At 74.6% G+C, this 20,714-nt stretch carries 15 protein-coding genes; 4 read left to right on the forward strand and 11 right to left on the reverse strand.

What is annotated here, in order from left to right:
• Positions 1–272: 272 nt before the first annotated feature.
• The 3 genes from AC07D6_RS28055 to aroA form a co-directional block, all read right to left on the reverse strand.
• Entirely contained in the window at positions 273–1,574 is a 1,302-nt protein-coding gene (locus AC07D6_RS28055) for a M50 family metallopeptidase (protein WP_315878870.1), read from the reverse strand.
• On the reverse strand, positions 1,571–2,830 hold the full coding sequence (gene dxr / locus AC07D6_RS28060) for a 1-deoxy-D-xylulose-5-phosphate reductoisomerase (protein ID WP_315878871.1): 1,260 nt from the start codon (positions 2,828–2,830) through the stop codon (positions 1,571–1,573). Before dxr ends, AC07D6_RS28055 begins: the two co-directional genes overlap by 4 nt.
• A gap of 68 nt (positions 2,831–2,898) precedes the next feature.
• A complete protein-coding gene (gene aroA, locus AC07D6_RS28065) occupies positions 2,899–4,131 on the reverse strand; it encodes a 3-phosphoshikimate 1-carboxyvinyltransferase (protein WP_315878872.1) in 1,233 nt (410 codons plus the stop codon).
• Positions 4,132–4,386: 255 nt separating this feature from the next.
• On the opposite strand from aroA, the gene AC07D6_RS28070 reads away from it, so the two are divergent.
• The gene (locus tag AC07D6_RS28070; RefSeq protein WP_479049011.1) at positions 4,387–5,061 is read left to right on the forward strand and encodes a helix-turn-helix domain-containing protein; all 675 of its coding nucleotides are present in this window, start codon (positions 4,387–4,389) and stop codon (positions 5,059–5,061) included.
• A 142-nt stretch (positions 5,062–5,203) separates the two neighbouring features.
• Complete coding sequence (locus AC07D6_RS28075) at positions 5,204–5,665, forward strand: hypothetical protein (RefSeq protein WP_315878874.1); 462 nt, start codon at positions 5,204–5,206, stop codon at positions 5,663–5,665.
• Between the two features lie 82 nt (positions 5,666–5,747).
• Here the strand turns inward: AC07D6_RS28075 and AC07D6_RS28080 are convergent, their stop codons facing one another.
• The 5 genes from AC07D6_RS28080 to AC07D6_RS28100 form a co-directional block, all read right to left on the reverse strand.
• Positions 5,748–7,685, reverse strand: a complete 1,938-nt coding sequence (locus AC07D6_RS28080) for an acyl-CoA dehydrogenase family protein (RefSeq protein WP_479049013.1) — start codon at positions 7,683–7,685, stop codon at positions 5,748–5,750.
• A gap of 157 nt (positions 7,686–7,842) precedes the next feature.
• Complete coding sequence (locus tag AC07D6_RS28085) at positions 7,843–9,288, reverse strand: aldehyde dehydrogenase family protein (RefSeq protein ID WP_315878876.1); 1,446 nt, start codon at positions 9,286–9,288, stop codon at positions 7,843–7,845.
• 58 nt (positions 9,289–9,346) lie between these two features.
• The gene (locus tag AC07D6_RS28090; RefSeq protein ID WP_479049021.1) at positions 9,347–10,324 is read right to left on the reverse strand and encodes an EamA family transporter; all 978 of its coding nucleotides are present in this window, start codon (positions 10,322–10,324) and stop codon (positions 9,347–9,349) included.
• A gap of 95 nt (positions 10,325–10,419) precedes the next feature.
• Positions 10,420–12,000, reverse strand: a complete 1,581-nt coding sequence (locus AC07D6_RS28095) for a PucR family transcriptional regulator (RefSeq protein WP_315878878.1) — start codon at positions 11,998–12,000, stop codon at positions 10,420–10,422.
• A gap of 114 nt (positions 12,001–12,114) precedes the next feature.
• Positions 12,115–14,223, reverse strand: coding sequence for an ATP-binding protein (locus AC07D6_RS28100; RefSeq protein ID WP_315878879.1), 2,109 nt, complete (start codon positions 14,221–14,223; stop codon positions 12,115–12,117).
• A gap of 243 nt (positions 14,224–14,466) precedes the next feature.
• Here AC07D6_RS28100 and gabT point away from each other — a divergent pair, with 243 nt between their 5' ends.
• Both gabT and AC07D6_RS28110 read left to right on the forward strand, forming a co-directional pair.
• The gene (gabT, locus tag AC07D6_RS28105; protein ID WP_315878880.1) at positions 14,467–15,801 is read left to right on the forward strand and encodes a 4-aminobutyrate--2-oxoglutarate transaminase; all 1,335 of its coding nucleotides are present in this window, start codon (positions 14,467–14,469) and stop codon (positions 15,799–15,801) included.
• A gap of 403 nt (positions 15,802–16,204) precedes the next feature.
• Complete coding sequence (locus tag AC07D6_RS28110) at positions 16,205–16,723, forward strand: phosphatase PAP2 family protein (protein ID WP_479049025.1); 519 nt, start codon at positions 16,205–16,207, stop codon at positions 16,721–16,723.
• Here the strand turns inward: AC07D6_RS28110 and AC07D6_RS28115 are convergent.
• The 3 genes from AC07D6_RS28115 to AC07D6_RS28125 all read right to left on the reverse strand — a co-directional run bounded on the left by AC07D6_RS28115 (position 16,674) and on the right by AC07D6_RS28125 (position 20,696).
• A complete protein-coding gene (locus AC07D6_RS28115) occupies positions 16,674–18,539 on the reverse strand; it encodes a chitinase (RefSeq protein WP_479049028.1) in 1,866 nt (621 codons plus the stop codon). The genes AC07D6_RS28110 and AC07D6_RS28115 overlap by 50 nt on opposite strands.
• A 66-nt stretch (positions 18,540–18,605) precedes the next feature.
• Positions 18,606–19,094, reverse strand: coding sequence for a hypothetical protein (locus AC07D6_RS28120; RefSeq protein ID WP_315878883.1), 489 nt, complete (start codon positions 19,092–19,094; stop codon positions 18,606–18,608).
• Between the two features lie 183 nt (positions 19,095–19,277).
• Positions 19,278–20,696: an NAD(P)/FAD-dependent oxidoreductase gene (locus AC07D6_RS28125; protein ID WP_479049031.1), complete on the reverse strand. Its 1,419-nt coding sequence runs from the start codon at positions 20,694–20,696 to the stop codon at positions 19,278–19,280.
• Positions 20,697–20,714: the final 18 nt, after the last annotated feature.

Genomic DNA, 20,714 nt, shown 5'->3' on the forward strand with positions numbered 1-20,714 from the left:
CCCACCGCAACCGAACCGACCTGAATCTGCCGACTCTTCCGGCGCTCGGCCAGCCGGGTCGGAACGGACGGCATGCCGAGAGAAATGGCGGTCATCTGCTGTGCAACCCCAAGGTATGGATCGAGGCCCCGACATCGGCGGGCTCCAGGCTCCGAGATTACAGGTGGCATGCTCGCACCAGCACATCGCGGCGGGGTGTGCCGCCGGGGGAGCGGCCGGACGCGGACGCGTCCGGCCGCTCCCCCGGGGTCCGCCCGCCCGCGTGGCGCGGGCTACGAGATCTTCACCGGGTTCACGATGTCGGCGAGGAGCACGAGCACCGTGAAGCAGATGAAGACGCCCGCGACGACGTACGCGACCGGCATCAGCTTCGCGACGTCGAAGGGGCCCGGGTCGGGGCGGCGGAACAGCCTCGCCAGGTGCCGCCGCGCGGACTCCCACAGGGCGCCCGCGATGTGGCCGCCGTCGAGGGGCAGCAGGGGCAGCATGTTGAAGAGGAACAGCGACAGGTTGAACGTGGCGAGCACCAGCAGGAACGACGCGATGATGTTCTGCGTCGGCACGTCGAGGTTCATCACCTCGCCGCTGATGCGGGCGGCGCCGACGATGCCGACCGGGGAGTCGGCCTTGCGCTCGCCGTCGCCGAAGGTGGCGTCCCACAGGTCGGGGATCTTGCTGGGGAGCGCGACGACGGCGTGGACGCCGTCCTCGATCATGCCGCCCATGCGGTCCACGGACTGGCCGAAGGAGAGCGGCACGATCTCGGTCTTGGCGGCGAAGCCGAGGTAGCCGGCGGGTACGTACTCGCCGGGGACCGCCTCGCCGTCGGCGTCCTTCTTCACCACCATGTTCTTCTCGAGCACGGGGTGGAGGACGAGCTGCCGGCCGTCGCGCTCGACGGTGACCGTGGCGGGGCCGATCGTGTCGCGGATGCGGGCGGACAGGGCGGCCCAGTCGGCGACGGGCTCGCCGTTGAAGGCGACGATGCGGTCGCCCTCCCTGAGCCCGGCGGCGTGGGCCGGGGACTCCTTGTCGCCCTTGGCGCACGTGTCGCGCTCCTCGCTCTGCGCGATGACGCACTTCTGCACGCCGGCGACCTCGGTCGTCTGCGTCGCGAAGCCGAACGACATGGCGACGCCGAGGAAGATCGCGACGGCGAGGACCAGGTTCATGAACGGCCCGGCGAACATGACGATGACGCGCTTCCACGGCTTGCGCGTGTAGAACAGCCGCTCCTCGTCGCCGGGCTGCAGCTCCTCGTACGCCGCCGAGCGGGCGTCCTCGATCATGCCGCGCCACGGGGAGGTGGACCGGGCCTCGATGCGGCCGTCCTCGCCGGGCGGGAACATCCCGATCATGCGGATGTAGCCGCCCATGGGGATGGCCTTGATGCCGTACTCCGTCTCGCCCTTCTTGCGGGACCAGAGCGTCGGACCGAAGCCGACCATGTACTGGGGCACGCGGATGCCGAACAGCTTGGCCGTGGAGAGGTGGCCCAGCTCGTGCCAGGCGATGGAGATCAGCAGTCCGACGGCGAACAGCACGATGCCGAGGATCGTCAGCAGTACGGTCATGCGCGGACCTCCGAGGTCGTCCCGGCGGCCTTGGCGGCCAGCTCGCGGGCCCGGGCACGGGCCCAGGTCTCCGCTTCCAGGACGTCCGGGACCGTCAGCGGGGTTCCCGAGGCGGGTGTGCCGTGCTCGGCGACGACCTCGGTGACCGTGTCCATGATGCCCGTGAAGGGGAGCCGGCCCGCGAGGAAGGCGTCGACGCACTCCTCGTTGGCGGCGTTGAACACGGCGGGGGCCGTGCCGCCGAGCCCGCCGACGTGCCGGGCGAGGTCGACGGAGGGGAACGCCTCCGTGTCGAGCGGGAAGAACTCCCAGGTCGACGCCGTGGACCAGTCGAAGGCGGGGGCCGCGTCCGGGACGCGCTCGGGCCAGCCGAGGCCGATGGCGATGGGGCCGCGCATGTCGGGCGGGGTGGCCTGGGCGAGGGTGGAGCCGTCGGTGAACTCCACCATCGAGTGCACGTACGACTGCGGGTGGACGACGACCTCGATGCGCTCGAACGGGATGTCGTACAGCAGGTGGGCCTCGATGACCTCCAGGCCCTTGTTGACGAGCGTGGCGCTGTTGACGGTGATGACCGGACCCATCGCCCAGGTGGGGTGGGCGAGGGCGTCCTCGCGGGTGACCTCGGCCAGCTCGGCGCGGGTGCGTCCGCGGAACGGGCCGCCGGACGCGGTGACGACGAGCTTGCGGACGTCGGCGCGGGTGCCCGCGGCGAGGGCCTGGAACAGCGCGGCGTGCTCGGAGTCGACCGGGATGATCTGACCGGGCTTGGCGACGGCCTTGACCAGGGGTCCGCCGACGATGAGCGACTCCTTGTTGGCGAGCGCGAGGGTGCGGCCGGCTTCGAGGGCGGCGAGCGTCGGGGCGAGGCCGATGGAACCGGTGATGCCGTTGAGCACCGTGTGGCAGTCGGACGCCGCGAGCTGGGCGGCGGCGTCCGGGCCGGCGAGGATCTCGGGCAGCGGTTCGGAGCCGTACCGCTCCGCCAGCGCGTCGCGCAGCGCGGGCACCGCGTCCTGGCGGGCCACGGCGACCGTGCGGACGCGCAGCCGGTGCGCCTGCTCGGCGAGGAGCCCGGCCCGGCCGCCCGCGGCGGAGAGCGCGGTGACGCGGAACCGGTCGGGGTTGCGCAGCACCAGGTCGATGGCCTGGGTGCCGATGGACCCGGTGGAGCCGAGGACGACGATGTCCCGGCGGCCTTCGGCCGGATCGAAGGCGATGTGCGGGTCGGCGAGGGGTGCTGGGCTGTCGCTCATGCCCCCATTCTTGCCGCATCCGGCCCCTGCGTTGACCGGCTCCCCCGGGTGGCCACTTCCGGAGGGCGTCAGTCCGTGGCGTCGCGGTACCGGGCGAACGCCTCGTGGAAGCCGGGGAACGTCTTCCGCACGCAGCCGGGGTCGTCGAACGTGATGCCGGGGGCGCGCAGCGCGGTGACGGCGAAGGACATGACCATGCGGTGGTCGCCGTGGGTGGCGATCTCGGCGGGCCGGGGCGTGCCGGGGTGGATCTCCAGCCAGTCGGGGCCGGTGGTGGCGGTGACGCCCAGGCGACGGAGGTTGTCGGCGCAGGCGTCGAGGCGGTCGCACTCCTTGAGGCGGGTGTTGGCGACGTCCTCGATGCGGACGGGCCCGTCGGCGAAGGGGGCGAGGGCTGCGAGGGTGGGCATCGTGTCGGAGATGTCGCGCATGTTCGCGGTGAGGCCGTGGAGGCGACCGGTGCCGCGCACGGTCGTCGCGTCGGCGGTGGTCTCGACGTGGGCGCCCATGCGGCGCAGGACGTCGGTGAAGCGGAGGTCGCCCTGGAGGGCGCCGGCGCCGAGGCCGGGGACGGTGACCTCGCGGCCGGTGAGGGCGGCGGCGGCGAAGAAGTAACTGGCGGTGGAGGCGTCCGGCTCGACGGCGTAGGTGGTGGCCCGGTAGCCGGTCGGGGGGACGGTGAAGACGTCGCCGTCGCGGACGGGCTCGGCGCCGAACGCGCGCATCATCGCGAGGGTGATCTCCACGTACGGCACGGAGACGAGGTCCGTGACGGTGATGCGCAGGCCCTCGGCGGTGAGCGGGCCGAGCAGCAGCAGCGCGGTGAGGAACTGGGAGGACTGCCCGGCGTCGAGGGTGAGGTCGCCGCCCTTGATCCCGGCGGCGGCGATGCGCAGCGGGTGGTGGCCCTCCGCCTCCTCGTGGCGCAGGTCGGCGCCGAGGGCGCGCAGGGCCCGGGTGAGCGGGCCGAGGGGGCGGCGGCGCAGTTGGGGCGAGGCGTCGAAGCGGAAGTCGCCGCGGCCGGCGGCGGCGAGGGCGGGCAGGAAGCGTCCGGTGGTGGCGCCGTCGCGGCAGTGGACGTCGGCGGTGGCGGCGGGCGGCCCGTCGGGGTGGCCGGTGACGCGCCAGGCGCCGGGGGTGCGCTCGACCTCGTAGCCGAGGGCGCTCAGGCCCTCGGCGAAGCCCTCGGTGTCGTCGGAGGCGAGGGGGCGCAGGAGGGTCGTGGTGCCGTCGGCCGCCGCGGCGAGGAACAGGGCACGGGCGGTGACGGACTTGGAGCCGGGTATGTCGATGACGGTCACGGCGCCCATCCTGCCGGGTGGGGCCGGGCGGGCGCCTCGTGTCTCAGGGGGTGGTCAGCGCCCGGCGGCGTGCGGGGGGGAACGGCGCGTCCCGCGGACGCGGGCGGGGCGGCGCGTCCCGTGGGGCGTGCGGGCGACACGTCGGAAATGTTTCACCCGGCGCGCCGATCCGAGGAACATGTGCGCGGACACAAGGGCCGGGGCCGCGCGGTCGCTCGAGGGACGCGGCCGGGTCACGTCATCCGGGGGGATGCCATGGACACAGCCATACGCGCACGGACGGCGGGCAGGGGACGCGGGGTGCTGGAGGGGGCGTTCGCGCTGCTGGACGCCCTTCGGCGGCACGGCGGCGAGGCGGGGGTGACCGAGCTGGCGGCCGCGTGCGGGATGCCCAAGAGCACGGCGCACCGGCTGCTGGAGCAACTGGTGGCCCTGGAGGCCGTGGAGCGCCGCGGTCCGCGCTACCGGCTGGGCGCGCAGCTCTACCGGCTCGGCCAGGGGTGGCAGCCGCACCCGGGGCTGCGGGCGGCGGGGCGCCTGCCCCTGCACCGGCTGAGGGCCGCCACGGGGGGCAGTGTGCTGCTGGCGGTGCTGCGGGAGGAGCGGGCGCTGACGGTGTGCTCGGTGCCCGGCCGGGTGGAGCCGTTCGTACCGGTCCGTGACGGCGAGGCGTTCTCGCTGGACACGGCGCTGGGCAAGGCGCTGCGCGGCCCGGTGCGCGGCGGCGCCGTACTGGACCGGGAGGAAGTGGTGGCGGGGGTCTGCTGCGCCGCGCTGCCGGTGCGGTCCCCGGCGGGGGCCGTGGTGGGGGCGGTGGCCGCGATGGTCGAGGCGGGCCAGCGGCTGGAGGTGGTGGCGGACCGGGTCGCCGAGGCGGCCTGCGCCGTCTCCCGCGCGCTGGCCCGGGCGGGGGTCGAGGTGCGGCCGTGAGGGCGCGCGTGGGCGTTCCACTCAGCGGAACGCGCGTAGATGCGGGCCGGTGCCGCCGGGCAGGGTGGAGGTGTGCCGGGGGAAGGCACGGGCCCCGCGGGACGACGCGGGGCCACCACATCACCCAAGGGGGAAACCGACCATGCGTGGAATCGCTCGAACGGCCGCGGCCGCACTCGTCTCGCTCGCCGGCGTCGCCGGGTTCGCCGGGACGGCGCAGGCCGAACCGATCGACTACGTCCGCATCGAACTGCTGGAGCTGACCTGCCACCAGCAGAGCGAGGGCGATCACGACGAGGCCTACCTGAAGGTCACCGACGCCAACGGCAACGCCGTCAAGGTGTGGCCCGGGAGCCTCAAGTACCAGACGATGGGCCCGGGTTACGTGCGGTCGATGACGGACGGGAACGGCAACGCGGCCCTCGTCCTCGGCAAGCAGCAGGCCCGCACCATGACGCTGTGGGACGACGACACGACGAGCGGCGACGACAAGCTGGGCTCGACGCTCGTCACCGGCAGCGAGGCGGGCGCCGAGGTCCAGTACCGCTCGCTCGAGGGGTCCGGCGGCGTCTACACCATCGCCTACCGGGTCATCGACATCTGACGGTCCCGGCGCCGTCGCGCGCCGGTTCGCCGGGCGGGCCGTCCGCCCGCCCGGCGACGGGCCGCGCGCCGCACCGGCGCGGTCACCGGACGGGGCGGTGGACGTTCTCGCGGGTGGAGGGTCCGTGGGTGGCGTCGGCGATCCAGGGGCCGTCGCCGCTGGGGTCGAGGACGCCCTCCTCCAGCCAGGCGTAGCGGCCGGCGAGGACCCCCTTGACCACGTGGCGGTCGACGTCGTCGGTGTTGTCCCAGAGGCGGCCGAACAGCTCCTCGACGCGGAGCCGGGACTGGCGGCAGAACGTGTCGGCCAGTTCGTAGGCGGCGCGCCCGTGGTCGCCGTCGGTGCGCAGCAGTTCGGCGCGCACGCAGGAGGCGCTCATCGCGAAGAGTTCGGCGCCGATGTCGACGATCCGGCCGAGGAACGCCTGCTTGGTCTCCATGCGGCCCTGCCAGCGGGACATGGCGTAGAAGGTGGAGCGGGCCAGTTTGCGGGAGGCCCGCTCGACGTAACGGAGGTGCTGGGCGAGGTCGGGGTGGCCCTTGGGGTGGAAATCGGCGTACGCGGTGGGGAGCTGGCCGCGGCCGGCGACCAGCCGGGGCAGCCAGCGGGCGTAGAAGGCGCCGGCCTGGACCCCGGCCTTCGCCTTGTCGCCGAGGGTCTTGTCGGGGTCGATGATGTCGCCGGCGACGGCGAGGTGGGCGTCGACGGCCTCGCGGGCGATCAGCAGGTGCATGATCTCCGTGGAGCCCTCGAAGATCCGGTTGATGCGCAGGTCGCGCAGGAGCTGCTCGGCGGGGACGGGGCGTTCGCCGCGGGCGGCGAGGGACGCGGCGGTCTCGTAGCCGCGTCCGCCGCGGATCTGGACCAGTTCGTCGGCCATGAGCCAGGCCATCTCGGAGCCGTACAGCTTGGCGAGGGCGGCTTCGATGCGGATGTCGTTGCGGTCCTCGTCGGCCATCTGGCTGGACAGGTCGAGGACGGCCTCCAGGGCGAAGGTGGTGGCGGCGATGAAGGAGATCTTCGTGCCGACCGCCTCGTGGTGGGCGACGGGCTTGCCCCACTGCTCGCGGGCGGCGGACCACTCGCGGGCGATCTTCAGGCACCACTTGCCGGCGCCGGCGCACATGGCGGGCAGGGAGAGGCGGCCGGTGTTGAGGGTGGTGAGGGCGATCTTCAGGCCGGCGCCCTCGGGGCCGATGCGGTGGGCGGCGGGGACGCGGACCCGGTGGAAGCGGGTCACGCCGTTCTCCAGGCCGCGCAGGCCCATGAAGGCGTTGCGGTTCTCGACGGTGACGCCCTCGGAGGTGGCCTCCACGACGAACGCGGTGATGCCGCCGGGGTGGCCCTCGGACTTCGGTACGCGGGCCATGACGACGAGCAGGTCGGCGACGACGCCGTTGGTGGTCCACAGCTTGACGCCGTCGAGGACGTACTCGTCGCCGTCGGGGACGGCGGTGGTGGCCAGGCGGGCCGGGTCGGAGCCCACGTCGGGTTCGGTGAGGAGGAAGGCGGAGATGTCCGTGCGGGCGAGGCGCGGCAGGAACGCCTCCTTCTGTTCCGGGGTGCCGAAGAGTTTCAGCGGCTGCGGTACGCCGATCGACTGATGGGCGGAGAGCAGGGCGCCCACGGCGGGGCTGACGGAGCCGACGAGGGCGAGCGCCCTGTTGTAGTACACCTGGGTGAGGCCGAGCCCGCCGTACCTGGTGTCGATCTTCATGCCGAGCGCGCCGAGCTCCTTGAGGCCGTCGATCACCGCGTCGGGGATGCGGGCCTCGCGCTCGATGAGGGCCCCGTCGATCTCCGTCTCGCAGAAGTCGCGCAGCTTGGCCAGGAACTCCTCGCCGCGCTGGACGTCCTCGGCCGGGGGCAGCGGGTGGGGGTGGATCAGGTCGAGGCGGAAGCGGCCGAGGAACAGCTCCTTGGCGAAGCTGGGCTTGTGCCAGTCCTGCTGACGGGCGGCCTCGGCGACCTGCCGGGCCTCGCGCTCGGAGACTTTGGGTGTGTGGTGCGGGCCGGGCATGGGGGCTCACCTCACCGCGGGTCGGGGGTGGCCGGCCGGTGGTCCTACCGGTCGGTGCTACTCGTCCGTGTTACCCGATTACGGCGGGTACGAAAAGACGACCGGAGCCCCCGCACAGTGGGCTCCGGTCGTCGGCTCGGCCGTACGAGTGACCGGGTTACAGGGCCAGACCGGTGAGGACCAGCACCCGCTCGTACGTGTAGTCGTCCATGGCGTACGCGACGCCCTCGCGGCCGACGCCGGACTGCTTGACGCCGCCGTACGGCATCTGGTCGGCGCGGTACGACGGGACGTCGCCGATGATCACGCCGCCGACCTCGAGCGCGCGGTGGGCGCGGAACGCGGTGCGCAGGTCGTGGGTGAACACCCCGGACTGGAGGCCGAACTTGGAGTTGTTGACCTCGGCGAAGGCGGCGGCCTCGCCGTCCACCTTGTGGAGCGTCAGCACCGGGCCGAAGACCTCCTCGTGGGCGAGGGTCGTGTCGGCCGGCAGGTCGGCCAGCACGGTCGGGGCGTAGCTGGCGCCCTCGCGCTTGCCGCCGGCGAGGAGGGTGGCGCCGCCCTCGACGGCCTCGTCGACCCACGCCTCGACGCGCTTGGCGGCGTCCTCGCTGACGAGCGGGCCCACGTCGGTGGACTCGTCGGCCGGGTCGCCGGTGCCCTGCGCCTCGACCGCGGCGACGATCTTCGGGACGAGCCGGTCGTAGACGGAGGCGTCCGCGATGACGCGCTGGACGGAGATGCAGGACTGGCCGCCCTGGTAGTTGGAGAAGGTGGCGATGCGGCTCGCCGCCCAGTCCAGGTCCTCCTCCGAGGACCAGTCGGCCAGGACGACGGCCGCGGCGTTGCCGCCCAGCTCCAGCGTGCAGTGCTTGTGCGGCACGGACCGCTGGATGGCGTAGCCGACCTTGTCGGAGCCGGTGAAGGAGATGACCGGCAGGCGCTCGTCCTGGACGAGGGCGGGCATGCGGTCGTTGGACACCGGCAGGACGGACCAGGAGCCGGCGGGCAGGTCGGTCTCGGCGAGCAGTTCGCCCAGGAGGAGGGCGGAGAGCGGGGTGGCCGGGGCCGGCTTGAGGATGATCGGGGCGCCGACGGCGATGGCCGGGGCGACCTTGTGGGCGCACAGGTTCAGCGGGAAGTTGAACGGCGCGATGCCGAGGACGGGGCCCTTGGGGAAGCGGCGCGTCAGGGCGAGGCGGCCGGTGCCGCCGGCGTCGGTGTCGAGGCGCTGGGCCTCGCCGCCGTTGAAGCGGCGGGCCTCCTCGGCGGCGAAGCGGAAGACGGACAGGGCACGGCCGACCTCGCCGCGGGCCCACTTGAGGGGCTTGCCGTTCTCGGCGGTGATGAGCCGCGCGATCTCCTCGGTGCGCTCGGCGAGCCGCTTCGACACGTGGTCGAGGGCGGCGGCGCGTACGTGCGCGGGGGTCGCGGCGAACTCGTCGGCCACGGCGTGGGCGGCGGCCACGGCCTCTTCGACCTGGGCCTCGGTGGGCACGCTCACCCGGCCGACGAGGCGGCCGTCCCAGGGGGAGGTGACGTCGAAGGTGGTCTCGCCGGTGGCCTGGCGGCCGGCGAGCCAGAAGGCGTGGGTGGCAGTCATCGCGGTCCCGGCCCTTTCCGAGTAATGGGGTGTCTGGCGCACGCGCTCGGCGCTCAGCTCACACGGTAGGCCCGGACGGACGGCTGGGGACTTGTCCGCTGTGGAGCGGTAGCGGCTCCGGCTCCGCCGGTTCGGCAGGTACGGTGCGCCGTTCGGCGCGGACGATCAGCCAGACGCCGGCCACGACGACGGCGCCACCGAGGGCGATGGGCCAGGTCAGCGCCTCGTCGAGGACGAGCCAGCCGAGGAGGACGGCGACGACGGGGTTGACGTAGGCGTAGGTGGCGACGAGGGAGACCGGGGCGCTGTGGAGGAGCCAGACGTACGCGGTGAAGGCGAGCAGCGAACCGAAGACGACCAGGTAGGCGAGGGCGGCCCAGGAGCGGGCGGAGACGGCGGCCGGGTCCAGTCCGCGCTGCTCGCCGCGGGCGAGGCCGACGAGGGCGCAGCCGAGGCCGCCGGCCACCATCTCGTACGCGCTGGCGGCGAACGGGTTGCGGGGCATGGGCACGCGGGAGGAGGAGAACGAGCCCGCGGACCACATGAGGGTGGCGGCGACGACGGTGAGGACGCCGCCAATGCGGACGTCGCCGCTCAGGCCGGGGAGGGTGAGGACGGCGAGCCCGGCGAGGCCGAGCAGGACGCCGGCGTACGCGAAGGTCCCCGGGCGTTCGCCGAACGCGGTGCGCAGGACGACCACCCAGGCCGGTACGACGGCGACGAGGAGGGCGGCCAGGCCGGAGGGCACGGAGGTCTCGGCGAGGACGACGAGGCCGTTGCCGCCGAGGAGCAGCAGCAGGCCGACGACGGCGGTGGAGGCGAGCTGGGCCCGGGTGACCTTCAGGACGCCGGGCCCGTGGCGCCAGGCGAGCAGCGCGGCGAGGAGCAGTCCGGCGACGACGAAGCGGGCGCCGGCGGAGAGGAAGGGAGGGAGGGTCTCTACGACGATGCGGATGCCGAGGTAGGTGGAGCCCCACACGAGGTACACGATCGCCAGCGCGGCCCACACGGTGCCGCTGATGCGCGCGGTTGTCATGAGCAGGAGAGTATGGATCTTGCGCGCGATCGGCAAAGAATCTGCCCGGTTCCGGGCAGGCGACCGTGGTTGTCACGGCTGGCGGGGGGTTTCCCCTACTTCTTCCTGGGCTGGTCGTACGCCGGCGGCCGGTCGCCCGTCGTCTTGAGGGCGAGCCACAGCTCCATGCGGACGTCCGGGTCGTCCAGGGAGCGGCCCAGGATCTCCTCGACCCGCCGCATCCGGTAGCGCAGCGTGTGGCGGTGCACGCCCAGGTCGGCCGCGGCGGCGTCCCACTGGCCGTGCCGGGAGAGCCAGGCGCGGACGGAGGCGACCAGGTCGCCGCGGCCGGTCGCGTCGTGCTCGTACAGCGCCCGCAGCATGCCGTCCGCGAAGGCCCGTACGGCGTCGTCCGCGAGGAGCGGCAGGAGGGAGCCGGTGGCCAGCTCCTCGTGCTCGACGAGGGCGCGGCCCCGTCGGCGGGCCACCGACAGGGCCTGCTCGGCCTGCTTGTAGGCGGTGGTGGCCGCTATCGGGCCGGCCGGGGCGGACAGGCCGATGACGGCGCCGGCGTCGTCGGCCTCGCGGGCGGCGTACGCGTCGCAGGCGGTGACCACCGCTCCCCCGTCCTCGGCCAGGACGACCAGCCGGTCCTCGCCCTCCGGGACGGTCAGCACGGCCTCCCCCGCACGGGCGGCGGCCGCCTCCAGCGTGTCGGCGAGCGCGGCGAGCGGCGGCTCGGCGGCCGGGTCCGAGTCGCCCGCCGCCTCCGCGATCAGCAGCCGGAACGGGGCGTCCAGCAGGCTCCCGTACAGGTCCCCGGCGACCGTGCGGGCGTGGTCGGGCTGTCCGGCGAGCATCATCCGCAGCACCGCCGCGCCGAGGCGCTGCTCGGCGGCCTGCAGGGACCGCGACCGCTCCGTGGTGAGGGTGAGCAGGGCGACCGCCGAGTGGACGGCGTACCGTTCCGCCGTGCCGAGCGGGGCCCCCGTGCCCACCGCCAGCGCGCCGCGCACGCGCCGCCCGGTGCCCAGCGACTGGAGCTCGACCCGGTCGTCGGTGCCGCCGACGACGGCGCTGGCCGGGGCGGGCCGTTCGCGCAGCCGCTCCACGTCCGGGGTGAGCCGGGCGGCCCGTCGCGCCGCCCAGTCGGGCGCGGCGGTCAGGACGGCGCCGGACGCGTCGTACAGCGCCGCCCAGCCGTCGACGTGCGCGGCGAGCCGGGCCACCACGGCGTCGGGGCCCTCGGCGAGCGCCGCCCGGGTCAGCTCCCGCTGCGCCTCGAACCCGGCGGTCACGGCCCGGTACTGGTCGGCGGCGAGCGCGGCGGAGACCGCCTTGGAGATGGCGAGGAACGGCGTGCGGCGCGGCACCTCCAGCAGCGGCAGCCCCTCCTCGCGGGCGGCCTCCAGCAGGGCCGGCGGGATCTCGTCGTGGTTCACGCCGACCGCGAAGCCGACCCCGACGACCCCCGCCCGGGCCAGCCGGCGGACGTACCGGCGCATCGCCCCGCCGTCCTCGGCGTCGAGCGTCATGGCGGTGGTGAGCAGCAGCTCCCCGCCCTCCATGTACGGGACGGGGTCGGCGAGCTCGCTGACGTGGGCCCAGCGGACGGGCGTGTCGAGGCGGTCCGCGCCGGCGCGCACGACGAGCTTGAGCGCGGAGTGCTGGACGAGCGAGGCGAGGGTGAGCGGCATGGGACCGGCGGGCCTTCGGGAGGGGACGTGGGGGGTGGCGACTTTTCGCCGTCCCGTATGAACGGCTCCCTTCGATTCTGCCAGGGCGTACGACTGCGCCCCACGCCGCTCGGCTCACCCCCGCAGATCGACCAGCAGCGGCGGCGCGTGCTCCCCGCGGACACCGGTGACCGACAGCACCGCGTGCCCGGCGGGCACCCCGTGCGCCAGCTCGGACGCCGACCAGCGCTGCCGCTCGACCTCCCGGACCGTGACCGCCTCGGCGGTGGCGGCGCGGCCGGTGACCAGGCGCCGCATGAAGTGCACGGCCTTGGTGAGCGGCTCGTCGGAGACGATCTGGCGGTTGGTGACGTCCCGCGTCTGCACCCACTCGGTGCCCCACACCTCCGCGAACCTGCCGCCGTCCCACGGCGCGAGTCCCGCGAACGCCATCCGGCAGCCGACCGCGCCGAGCAGCGGCCCGCGCAGCGCCTCCGGTACGTCCTCCAGGGTGCGCAGCGACAGCACGACGCCGGCGTGCGCGGAGCGGAGCCGCTGGATGGCGCGGACGGAGTCGGCGGTGATCGTGTCGGTCGCGTCGTCCAGGACGAGGCAGGCGAACAGCGACCGGTCGGCGCGGGCGAGCGCGGCCTCCGTGAACTGGGCGAGCAGCAGCCGGGCGACGATCCGGGACGCCTCGGCGTGGCCGCGCTCCGGCAGGTCGACGCGGACGCGCAGCGGGTGCTCGATGGCGCGCAGCGAGAAGCGGCGGCCCTCGCCGCCGGTGCGGAAGGAGTCCGCGAAGGCCGGGCGGTCCAGGAAGGCGACGCGCTCCGCGAGCAGGACGGCGACGTCGTCGCCGCGTTCGGCCTGCCGCGCCCGGGCGTCCAGCTCGCGCAGTTGCGCGGGGTCCCCGGCGACGGCGGCGCGCAGCTCCGCGAGGGCCCGCGGGGCGCCGCCGAGGAGTTCGCGCAGCTCCGGCACGGCGGGGAAGCGGCCGTACGCGGCCCGGTACGGACCGATGAGCTGGGCCAGCGCGGTCGCGGCGCGGCGGCTGTCCGGGAGGAGGTCGCCGACCAGGGCCTCCGCCAGGGTGCGGGCGGCCTCGTCGGGGTCGTCGGCGCCCCCGTACAGGTCGAGGTCGTGCCGCGCGCCGGGCCGGCCGACCGCGATGACGACGTCGAACGCCGCGTCCGGGGCGAGCGGCGCGCCCTGGGCGGTGACGGCGACGACGGCGGCGCGGTTGGCGAGGGCCTGGAGGCACAGCGACTCGGTGACGGGCCGGACGAGCCGGACGGTCTTGCCGGAGGCGGCCGGGCCCACCGCGAGGAGGGACGTGCCGAGCAGGGCCGGTTCGAGGGCGACGCCGGTGGTGCGGCGGGCGTACGGGTTGCGGGGGTGGTCGGCCGCGGTGCCGATGCGGACCTGGCCGGTGGCGAGGTCGTGGGTGGCGGTGCGGACGGGGAGGTCCCGCTCGCCGGAGGGGTGGGCGCAGGCGGCGGGGCCCTGGGCGCGCACCGCCTCGGCGAACGCGGCGAGCCGGTCGGGGTGGGTGCGCACGCCGTGCCAGGCGCGCTGGATGCGGGCGTAGTCCACGTCGCCGAGCGCGCCCGCCCGGGTGGCCTCGGCGAGCCGGTCGGCGACCGCGGTCAGGCCGGCGGCGCGCAGCTCGGGCCAGTCGGCGGGGTCGGCGCCGTGGCGGGGCGGCGGGGGCGGGGCGGCCGTGGCGCGGGAGCGGCGGGCGTAGCGGCGGAAGATCTCCGGGACGTGCCCGACGCGGGCGAAGAAGACGAGGAGGCCGCCGCCGACCAGCGCGTAGTAGACGTAGCTGGCGGTGGCCCAGGTGGACGGCTCGTGGCGCCAGGAGTCCGGGGTGAGGACGAGGAGGGGCCACAGCCAGTAGTGGCCGAGATAGCCGTTCCACAGGAGGGACCACAGGAGCCAGCCGCTGAGCAGGGAGATCAGCGCGCCGGCGAGGAGCCGCCGGGCGGGGACGCGCTCGGGCTCCTCCTGGGGGCGGGGGCGGTGGCCGAACCGCCACACGCCGGGTTCGGCCTCGGGGCGCGGGGTGCGCAGCCAGTCCGCGACGGACGTCCCGCCCGGGGACCCGGGCGCGTGGCGCGGCGCGGGCGGGGCCGGCGGGCGGGGCGGCGGGGCGGCCGGCTGCGGTGGCGGACCGGCCGGGTGCGGGACCGGGCCGGCGTGGGCGCCCCGTGCCTCGTACGACGTACCGTCCCTGTCCATCAATCCCTGCCCCCTGAGCTGCCAGGCCGCGCGCGTCTGCGCACCGGCCAATCTAGTGCCCGTACGGGGCGTTGGGGCCGGTCGACGCGGACGCGAACGGCACCGGGGCGACGCTATGTCCGCCGCGGACAACGGCACCGGCCGCACCACTCCCGAACGGCGCATGCCCGGGGGCCCCGCCCGGGCCTAGCCTGCGGGGGAAAGTAGAGACATAGCGTCCGTAAGCACCCCCAGGAGCCCCGCATGACCGAAATTCCGCAGGAGCGCCGCGTCGTCACCGCCATCCCCGGCCCGAAGTCGCAGGAGCTTCAGGCCCGCCGCGTCGCCTCCGTCGCGGGTGGCGTCGGCTCCGTGCTCCCGGTGTTCACCGCCCGCGCGGGCGGCGGCATCATCGAGGACGTCGACGGCAACCGCCTGATCGACTTCGGCTCCGGCATCGCTGTGACCTCCGTGGGCGCCTCCGCCGAGGCCGTCGTGCGCCGCGCCTCCGCGCAGCTGGCGGACTTCACCCACACCTGTTTCATGGTCACGCCGTACGAGGGGTACGTGGAGGTCTGCGAGGCGCTGGCCGAGCTCACGCCCGGTGACCACGCCAAGAAGTCGGCGCTGTTCAACAGCGGTGCCGAGGCCGTCGAGAACGCGGTGAAGATCGCCCGCTCGCACACCGGGCGCCAGGCCGTCGTCGTCTTCGACCACGGCTACCACGGCCGGACGAACCTCACGATGGCGCTGACCGCCAAGAACATGCCGTACAAGCACGGCTTCGGCCCGTTCGCCCCCGAGGTGTACCGCGTGCCGGTGGCGTACGGCTACCGCTGGCCGACCGGCCCGGAGAACTGCGGCCCCGAGGCCGCCGCCCAGGCCATCGACCAGATCAGCAAGCAGGTCGGCGCGGACAACGTCGCCGCGATCATCATCGAGCCGGTCCTCGGCGAGGGCGGCTTCATCGAGCCGGCCAAGGGCTTCCTGCCGGCGATCGCGCAGTTCGCGAAGGACAACGGCATCGTCTTCGTCGCGGACGAGATCCAGTCCGGCTTCTGCCGCACCGGCCAGTGGTTCGCCTGCGAGGACGAGGGCGTCGTCCCGGACCTGATCACCACCGCCAAGGGCATCGCGGGCGGCCTGCCGCTCGCCGCCGTCACCGGCCGCGCCGAGATCATGGACGCGGTGCACGGCGGTGGCCTGGGCGGCACCTACGGCGGCAACCCGGTGGCCTGCGCCGGTGCGCTCGGCGCCATCGAGACGATGAAGGAGCTCGACCTCAACGGCAGGGCGAAGCGCATCGAGGAGGTCATGAAGGGCCGCCTCACCGCCATGCAGGAGAAGTACGAGATCATCGGCGACATCCGCGGCCGCGGCGCGATGATCGCGATCGAGCTGGTGAAGGACCCGGCGACCAAGGAGCCGAACCCGGAGGCCGCCGGCGCGCTGGCGAAGGCCTGCCACGCCGAGGGCCTGCTGGTCCTGACCTGCGGCACGTACGGCAACGTGCTGCGCTTCCTGCCCCCGCTGGTGATCGGCGAGGACCTGCTCGACGAGGGCCTGGACATCATCGAGGGCGCCTTCGCCCGCATCTGACGGCTGCCCGGCGGCCCGCCCGACGGCCCGGAACGCGCCGGTCCGGGCGGGTCGTGAAGAAGCTGTGGGGGGCCGATGGCGGGTTGGAGATCCGCCTGTCGGTCCCCCCGCCCGTGGCGTACGGTCGAGACCGATGAGAGAAGAACCCCGCCCGCGGGAAACCGGGGGCGGATCCGGGTCGGGGCTTCCCCGGTTCCGCCCCGGGCGTGCCTTCGCGCACACCGCCGGCACCTCGCGTACCGGCGATCCTCACCGATCGGACGGTCGCCCGCCCCATACCCCCCGGGGCGAGCGGCACACCGGTCCCGCCGGCCGTCCCGGAACAACCCCCCCTGTTCCGGGACGGCCGGCTTTCGTCGTCGCGCTGCTCTCCCTGTGCGGGTTCCTGCTGGTCACGTGGCAGGTGGCGGTCCGCGGGCCGCTCGCCGCCCTGGACGAGCGCGCCGGGCGGGCCCTGGCCGGCCGCGGCCCCGCGTGGCTCACCGAGCTGGGCGCCGACCTCGGCGGCCTTCCCGTCGCCCTCCCCGTGCTGGCCGCCGCCGTGGCGTACGCCGTGTGGCGCGGGCGCCGGTGGCAGGCGCTGTGCGCGGGCGCGGCCATGGCGCTCGTACCGGCCCTCGTGGTCCCGCTGAAGCTGCTCCTCGACCGGCCCGGTCCGCTCACCGACGCGACGGGCTACTACCCGTCCGGGCACACGGCGACGGCGCTGGTGGCGTACGGGGCGGCGGCGCTGCTGACGCGCCGGCGCGCGCTGGTGCCCGTCGCCGCGGTGCTGACGGCGGCGACGGGCACCGGTCTCGTCCTGCGCGGCTACCACTGGCCGCTGGACGTGGTGGGCAGCGTGCTGTTGTTCGGGGCGGGCCTCCTCGGGGTCAGCGCCATCCGTAGGCGTCGAAGTTCCGGGAGAACTCCCAGCCGTTGAAGCGGTCCCAGTTGATGGACCAGGTCATCAGGCCGCGCAGGGCGGGCCAGGTGCCGTGGGGCTGGTAGGTGCCGCAGTCGGTCTTCCTGGTGAGGCAGTTCAGGGCCTTGTTCACCTCGGCGGGCGGGGTGTGGCCGTTGCCGGCGTTCGGGGAGGCGGGCAGGCCGATGGCGACCTGCTCGGGGCGGAGCGCCGGGAAGAAGCGCCCGGCGTCGCCCGCGACGGGGAAGCCGGTGAGCAGCATGTCGGTCATCGCGATGTGGAAGTCCGCGCTGCCCATGTGGTGGTACTGGTTGTCGAGGCCCATGATCGGGCCGGAGTTGTAGTCCTGGACGTGCAGGAGCGTCAGGTCGTCGCGCAGGGCGTGGATGACCGGCAGGTAGGCGCCGGCGCGCGGGTCCTGCCCGCCCCAGGGACCGGAGCCGTAGAACTGGTAGCCGAGCTGCACGAAGAAGGTCTCGGGCGCCATCGTCAGGACGAAGTCGGGGCCGTACTTGGCCTTCAGCGTCTTCAGCGCCGAGATCAGGTTGACGATGACCGGCGTCGTGGGGTTGCGGAAGTCGGTGTCGCCCGTGTTCAGGGAGAGCGAGTGGCCTTCGAAGTCGATGTCGAGGCCGTCGAGGCCGTACTCGTCGATGATCTTCGAGACGGAGGAGACGAAGGCGTCGCGGGCGGCGGTGGAGGCGAGCTGGACCTGCCCGTTCTGGCCGCCGATGGAGATCAGGACCTTCTTGCCGGCGGCCTGCTTGGCCTTGATGGCCGCCTTGAACTCGTCGACGGTCTCGACGTTCGGGCACTCGGTGCGGGGACAGAGGCTGAAGCGGATGTCGCCGGAGGTGACGGAGGTCGGTTCGCCGAAGGCGAGGTTGACGACGTCCCAGGAGTCCGGCACGTCGGCCATGCGGGTGTACCCGGAGCCGTTGGCGAAGCTGGCGTGGAGGTAGCCGACGAGGGCGTGGGCGGGCAGCTGCGGGCCGGGGCCGGGGGTGCCGCCTTCGGCGGTGCGCGCCGTGGTGACCGGGGACTTGGGGGACTCGCCCGCGCTGTTGGTCGCGGTGACCTGGAAGGCGTACGAGGTGTTGGCGGCGAGGCCGGTGACGGTGGCCGACGTGCCGGTGACCGACAGGGCCTTCGCGCCGTCGCGGTAGACGGTGTAGCCGGTCGCGCCGCTGACGGGCTGCCAGCTCAGCGGCACGCTGGAGGAGGTGGGGGTGCCCGCGGTGAGCCCGGTGGGCGCGGAGGGGACCGTGACGGGGTCGCCGCCGGGGCCGGTGAGGGAGAGGTCGTCGGCGTGGTAGGCGGGCGTGCCGTACCAGCCGTGCGTGTAGAGGGTGACCGAGGTGGTGGCGGGGCCGGTGCGGAAGGTCGTGGTGAGCTTCTGCCAGTCGGCGGCCGAGGGCGTCCAGGTGTACGTGTCGGTGGTGCCGGTGCCGGACGCGCCGAGGTACGCGTAGCCGCCCCGCACCCAGCCGCTGAGCGTGTACGCCGAGTCGGGGCGCACGGCGACGGTCTGGGAGCAGCGGGCGTTGTCGCCGCCCGCGGGGGTGGCCTTCAGGGCGCGGGTGCCGCCGTGCACGGGCGAGGTGACGGCGGCGGCCGCGCCTCCCGCCGTGCAGGTCCAGCCGTCCAGGCCGGCCTCGAAGCCGCCGTTGCGGACGAGTTCGGTGTCGGCGAAGGCGGCGGGTGGGGCGGCTTCGGCCGCGGTCGCGGGGTGCGGGCGGGCCTCGGCGGTCCGCGTCGCGGCGATGAGGCCGCCCGCCGCGATCGTGGCCGCCAGTACGGCGGCGAGAGGTCTGGTGCGACGGGTGCGGTCCACAACTTCCTCCGGGTGTGGGGGTGTCGACGTGCGGCGCGCACAACATGGTCCAGACCAATCCGGTTGTCAAGACCTCCGGTCGTCACCGCCCCCCGCGAGGCGCCCCGCCGCCTCGTGCATCGCCAGCTCCAGCAGCGCCGGGTCGGTGAGCGTGCCCGCTCCGTCCGGCAGGACCAGCCAGCGCACCCCGCCCAAGGCCCGCCCCGGGTACGGGACGACGATCCAGGTGCCGCCGCCTGCACCGCGGACCCCCGTGCCGACCCAGCGCGCGGCCGTGCCGGCCGGGACGAAGAAGCCCACCCGCTCGTCGCCGAAGTCGCGGAGCACCGGCCCGGGGCGGTCGACCAGCCGCTGGAGCACGTCCAGCGTGGGGTAGCCGAGCCGGGCCGGGACGATGAGCACGTCCCAGCGCCGCCCGGCGGGCAGGAGCGTGGTCCCCCGCGGGTCGCGCTCCCACTCCCACCGGCAGGCGTCGGGGTCGGGCGCCACCGACACCAGCCACTCCACCACCGCCCCGGACGAGCCGGCCCTCCCCGAAACCCCAGAACCCGTCATGCGTCCACAGCCTCCATGTCCGCGCGTGACTGCCCTGCCCGGCAGTTCCCTCACACGGGAGAGGTGGACGCGCGGGGATCGTCACGCGGTTTCGCCGTTCCCGAAGGAGTGAACCGGCGCGCGGACGGGCGCGGCGGGCGCACGGCGCTCGCCCGCCCGGCGCGCGGCGGCGGGGCGCCCCCGCTAGCTGTCGAAGCCGAGGCCGAGGCGGTCCAGGGCGCGCAGCCACAGGTTGCGGCGTCCGCCGTTGGCGTCGGCGCGGGCCAGGGACCACTTGGTCACGCCGATGCCCGCCCAGGTGAACGGCTCCGGCGGGAACGGCAGCGGTTTGGTGCGGACCATCTCCAGCTCCGTGCGCTCCGTGCGCTCCCCCGACAGCAGGTCCAGCATCACGTCCGCGCCGAACCGGGACGCGCCCACGCCGAGCCCGGTGTACCCGGCGGCGTACGCGACCCGGCCGCGGTGCGCGGTGCCGAAGAAGGCGGCGAAGCGGGAGCAGGTGTCGATGGCGCCGCCCCAGGCGTGGCTGAACCGCACGCCCTCCAGTTGCGGGAAGCAGCGGAAGAAGTGCGCGGCGAGGGTCAGGTACGTCTCGGGGCGCTGGTCCAGTTCGGCGCGGACGCGCCCGCCGAACGGGTAGATCGCGTCGTAGCCGCCCCACAGGACGCGGTTGTCGGCGCTGAGCCGGAAGTAGTGGAACTGGTTGGCGCTGTCGCCGAGGCCCTGGCGGTTCCTCCAGCCGACGGAGGCGAGCCGGTCCGCGGTGAGCGGCTCGGTCATCAGGGCGTAGTCGTAGACGGGGACGGTGTAGGGGCGGGCGCGCCGGACGAGGGACGGGAAGACGTTGGTGCCGAGGGCGACCCGGCGGGCGAGGACGCGGCCGTACGGGGTGCGGACGGCCATGGCGGCACCGGACGCGGCGAGGTCGAGGCCGCGGGTGTTCTCGTACAGGCGGACCCCCGCGTCGAGGCAGGCCCGCTTCAGGCCCCAGACGAGCTTCGCCGGGTGGAGGACGGCGACGCCGCGCCGGTCCCAGAGGCCGCCGAGGAACGTCGGCGAGTCGACCTGGGCGCGGACCGCGTCCCGGTCGAGGAGCTCCAGGCCGCCGCCGAGGCCGCGCCGGCCGGCCTCCTCGTACAGCACGCGCAGCTCGTCGAGTTGGTGGGGTTCGGTGGCGACGTCGATCTCGCCGGTGCGCTCGAAGTCGCAGTCGATGCCGTACGCCGTGAGGGCGTCCTCGATGGCGTCGAGGTTGCGCGCGCCGAGCTCCTCCAGCTTCGGCAGTTCGGCGGGCCAGCGGGCCAGGCCGTTGCCGAGGCCGTGGGTGAGGGAGGCAGCGCAGAAGCCGCCGTTGCGCCCGGAGGCGGCCCAGCCCGCCTCCCGGCCCTCGATGAGCACGACGTCCCGCCCGGGGTCGCGCTCCTTGGCGAGGAGCGCCGTCCACAGTCCGGTGTAGCCGCCGCCGACGACGAGGAGGTCGCAGTGCTCGGTGGCGGCGAGGGCGGGCAGGGCGGCGGGCCTACCGGGGTCCTCCAGCCAGAAGGGGACGGGCTGGGCGTCCGAGAGCGATCGTGCGGCGGTGCGCATGGCGGCGGGGGCCATGGCTCCCACTCCCTCCGG

It is taken from the genome of Streptomyces sp. NPDC045287, from assembly GCF_056432325.1.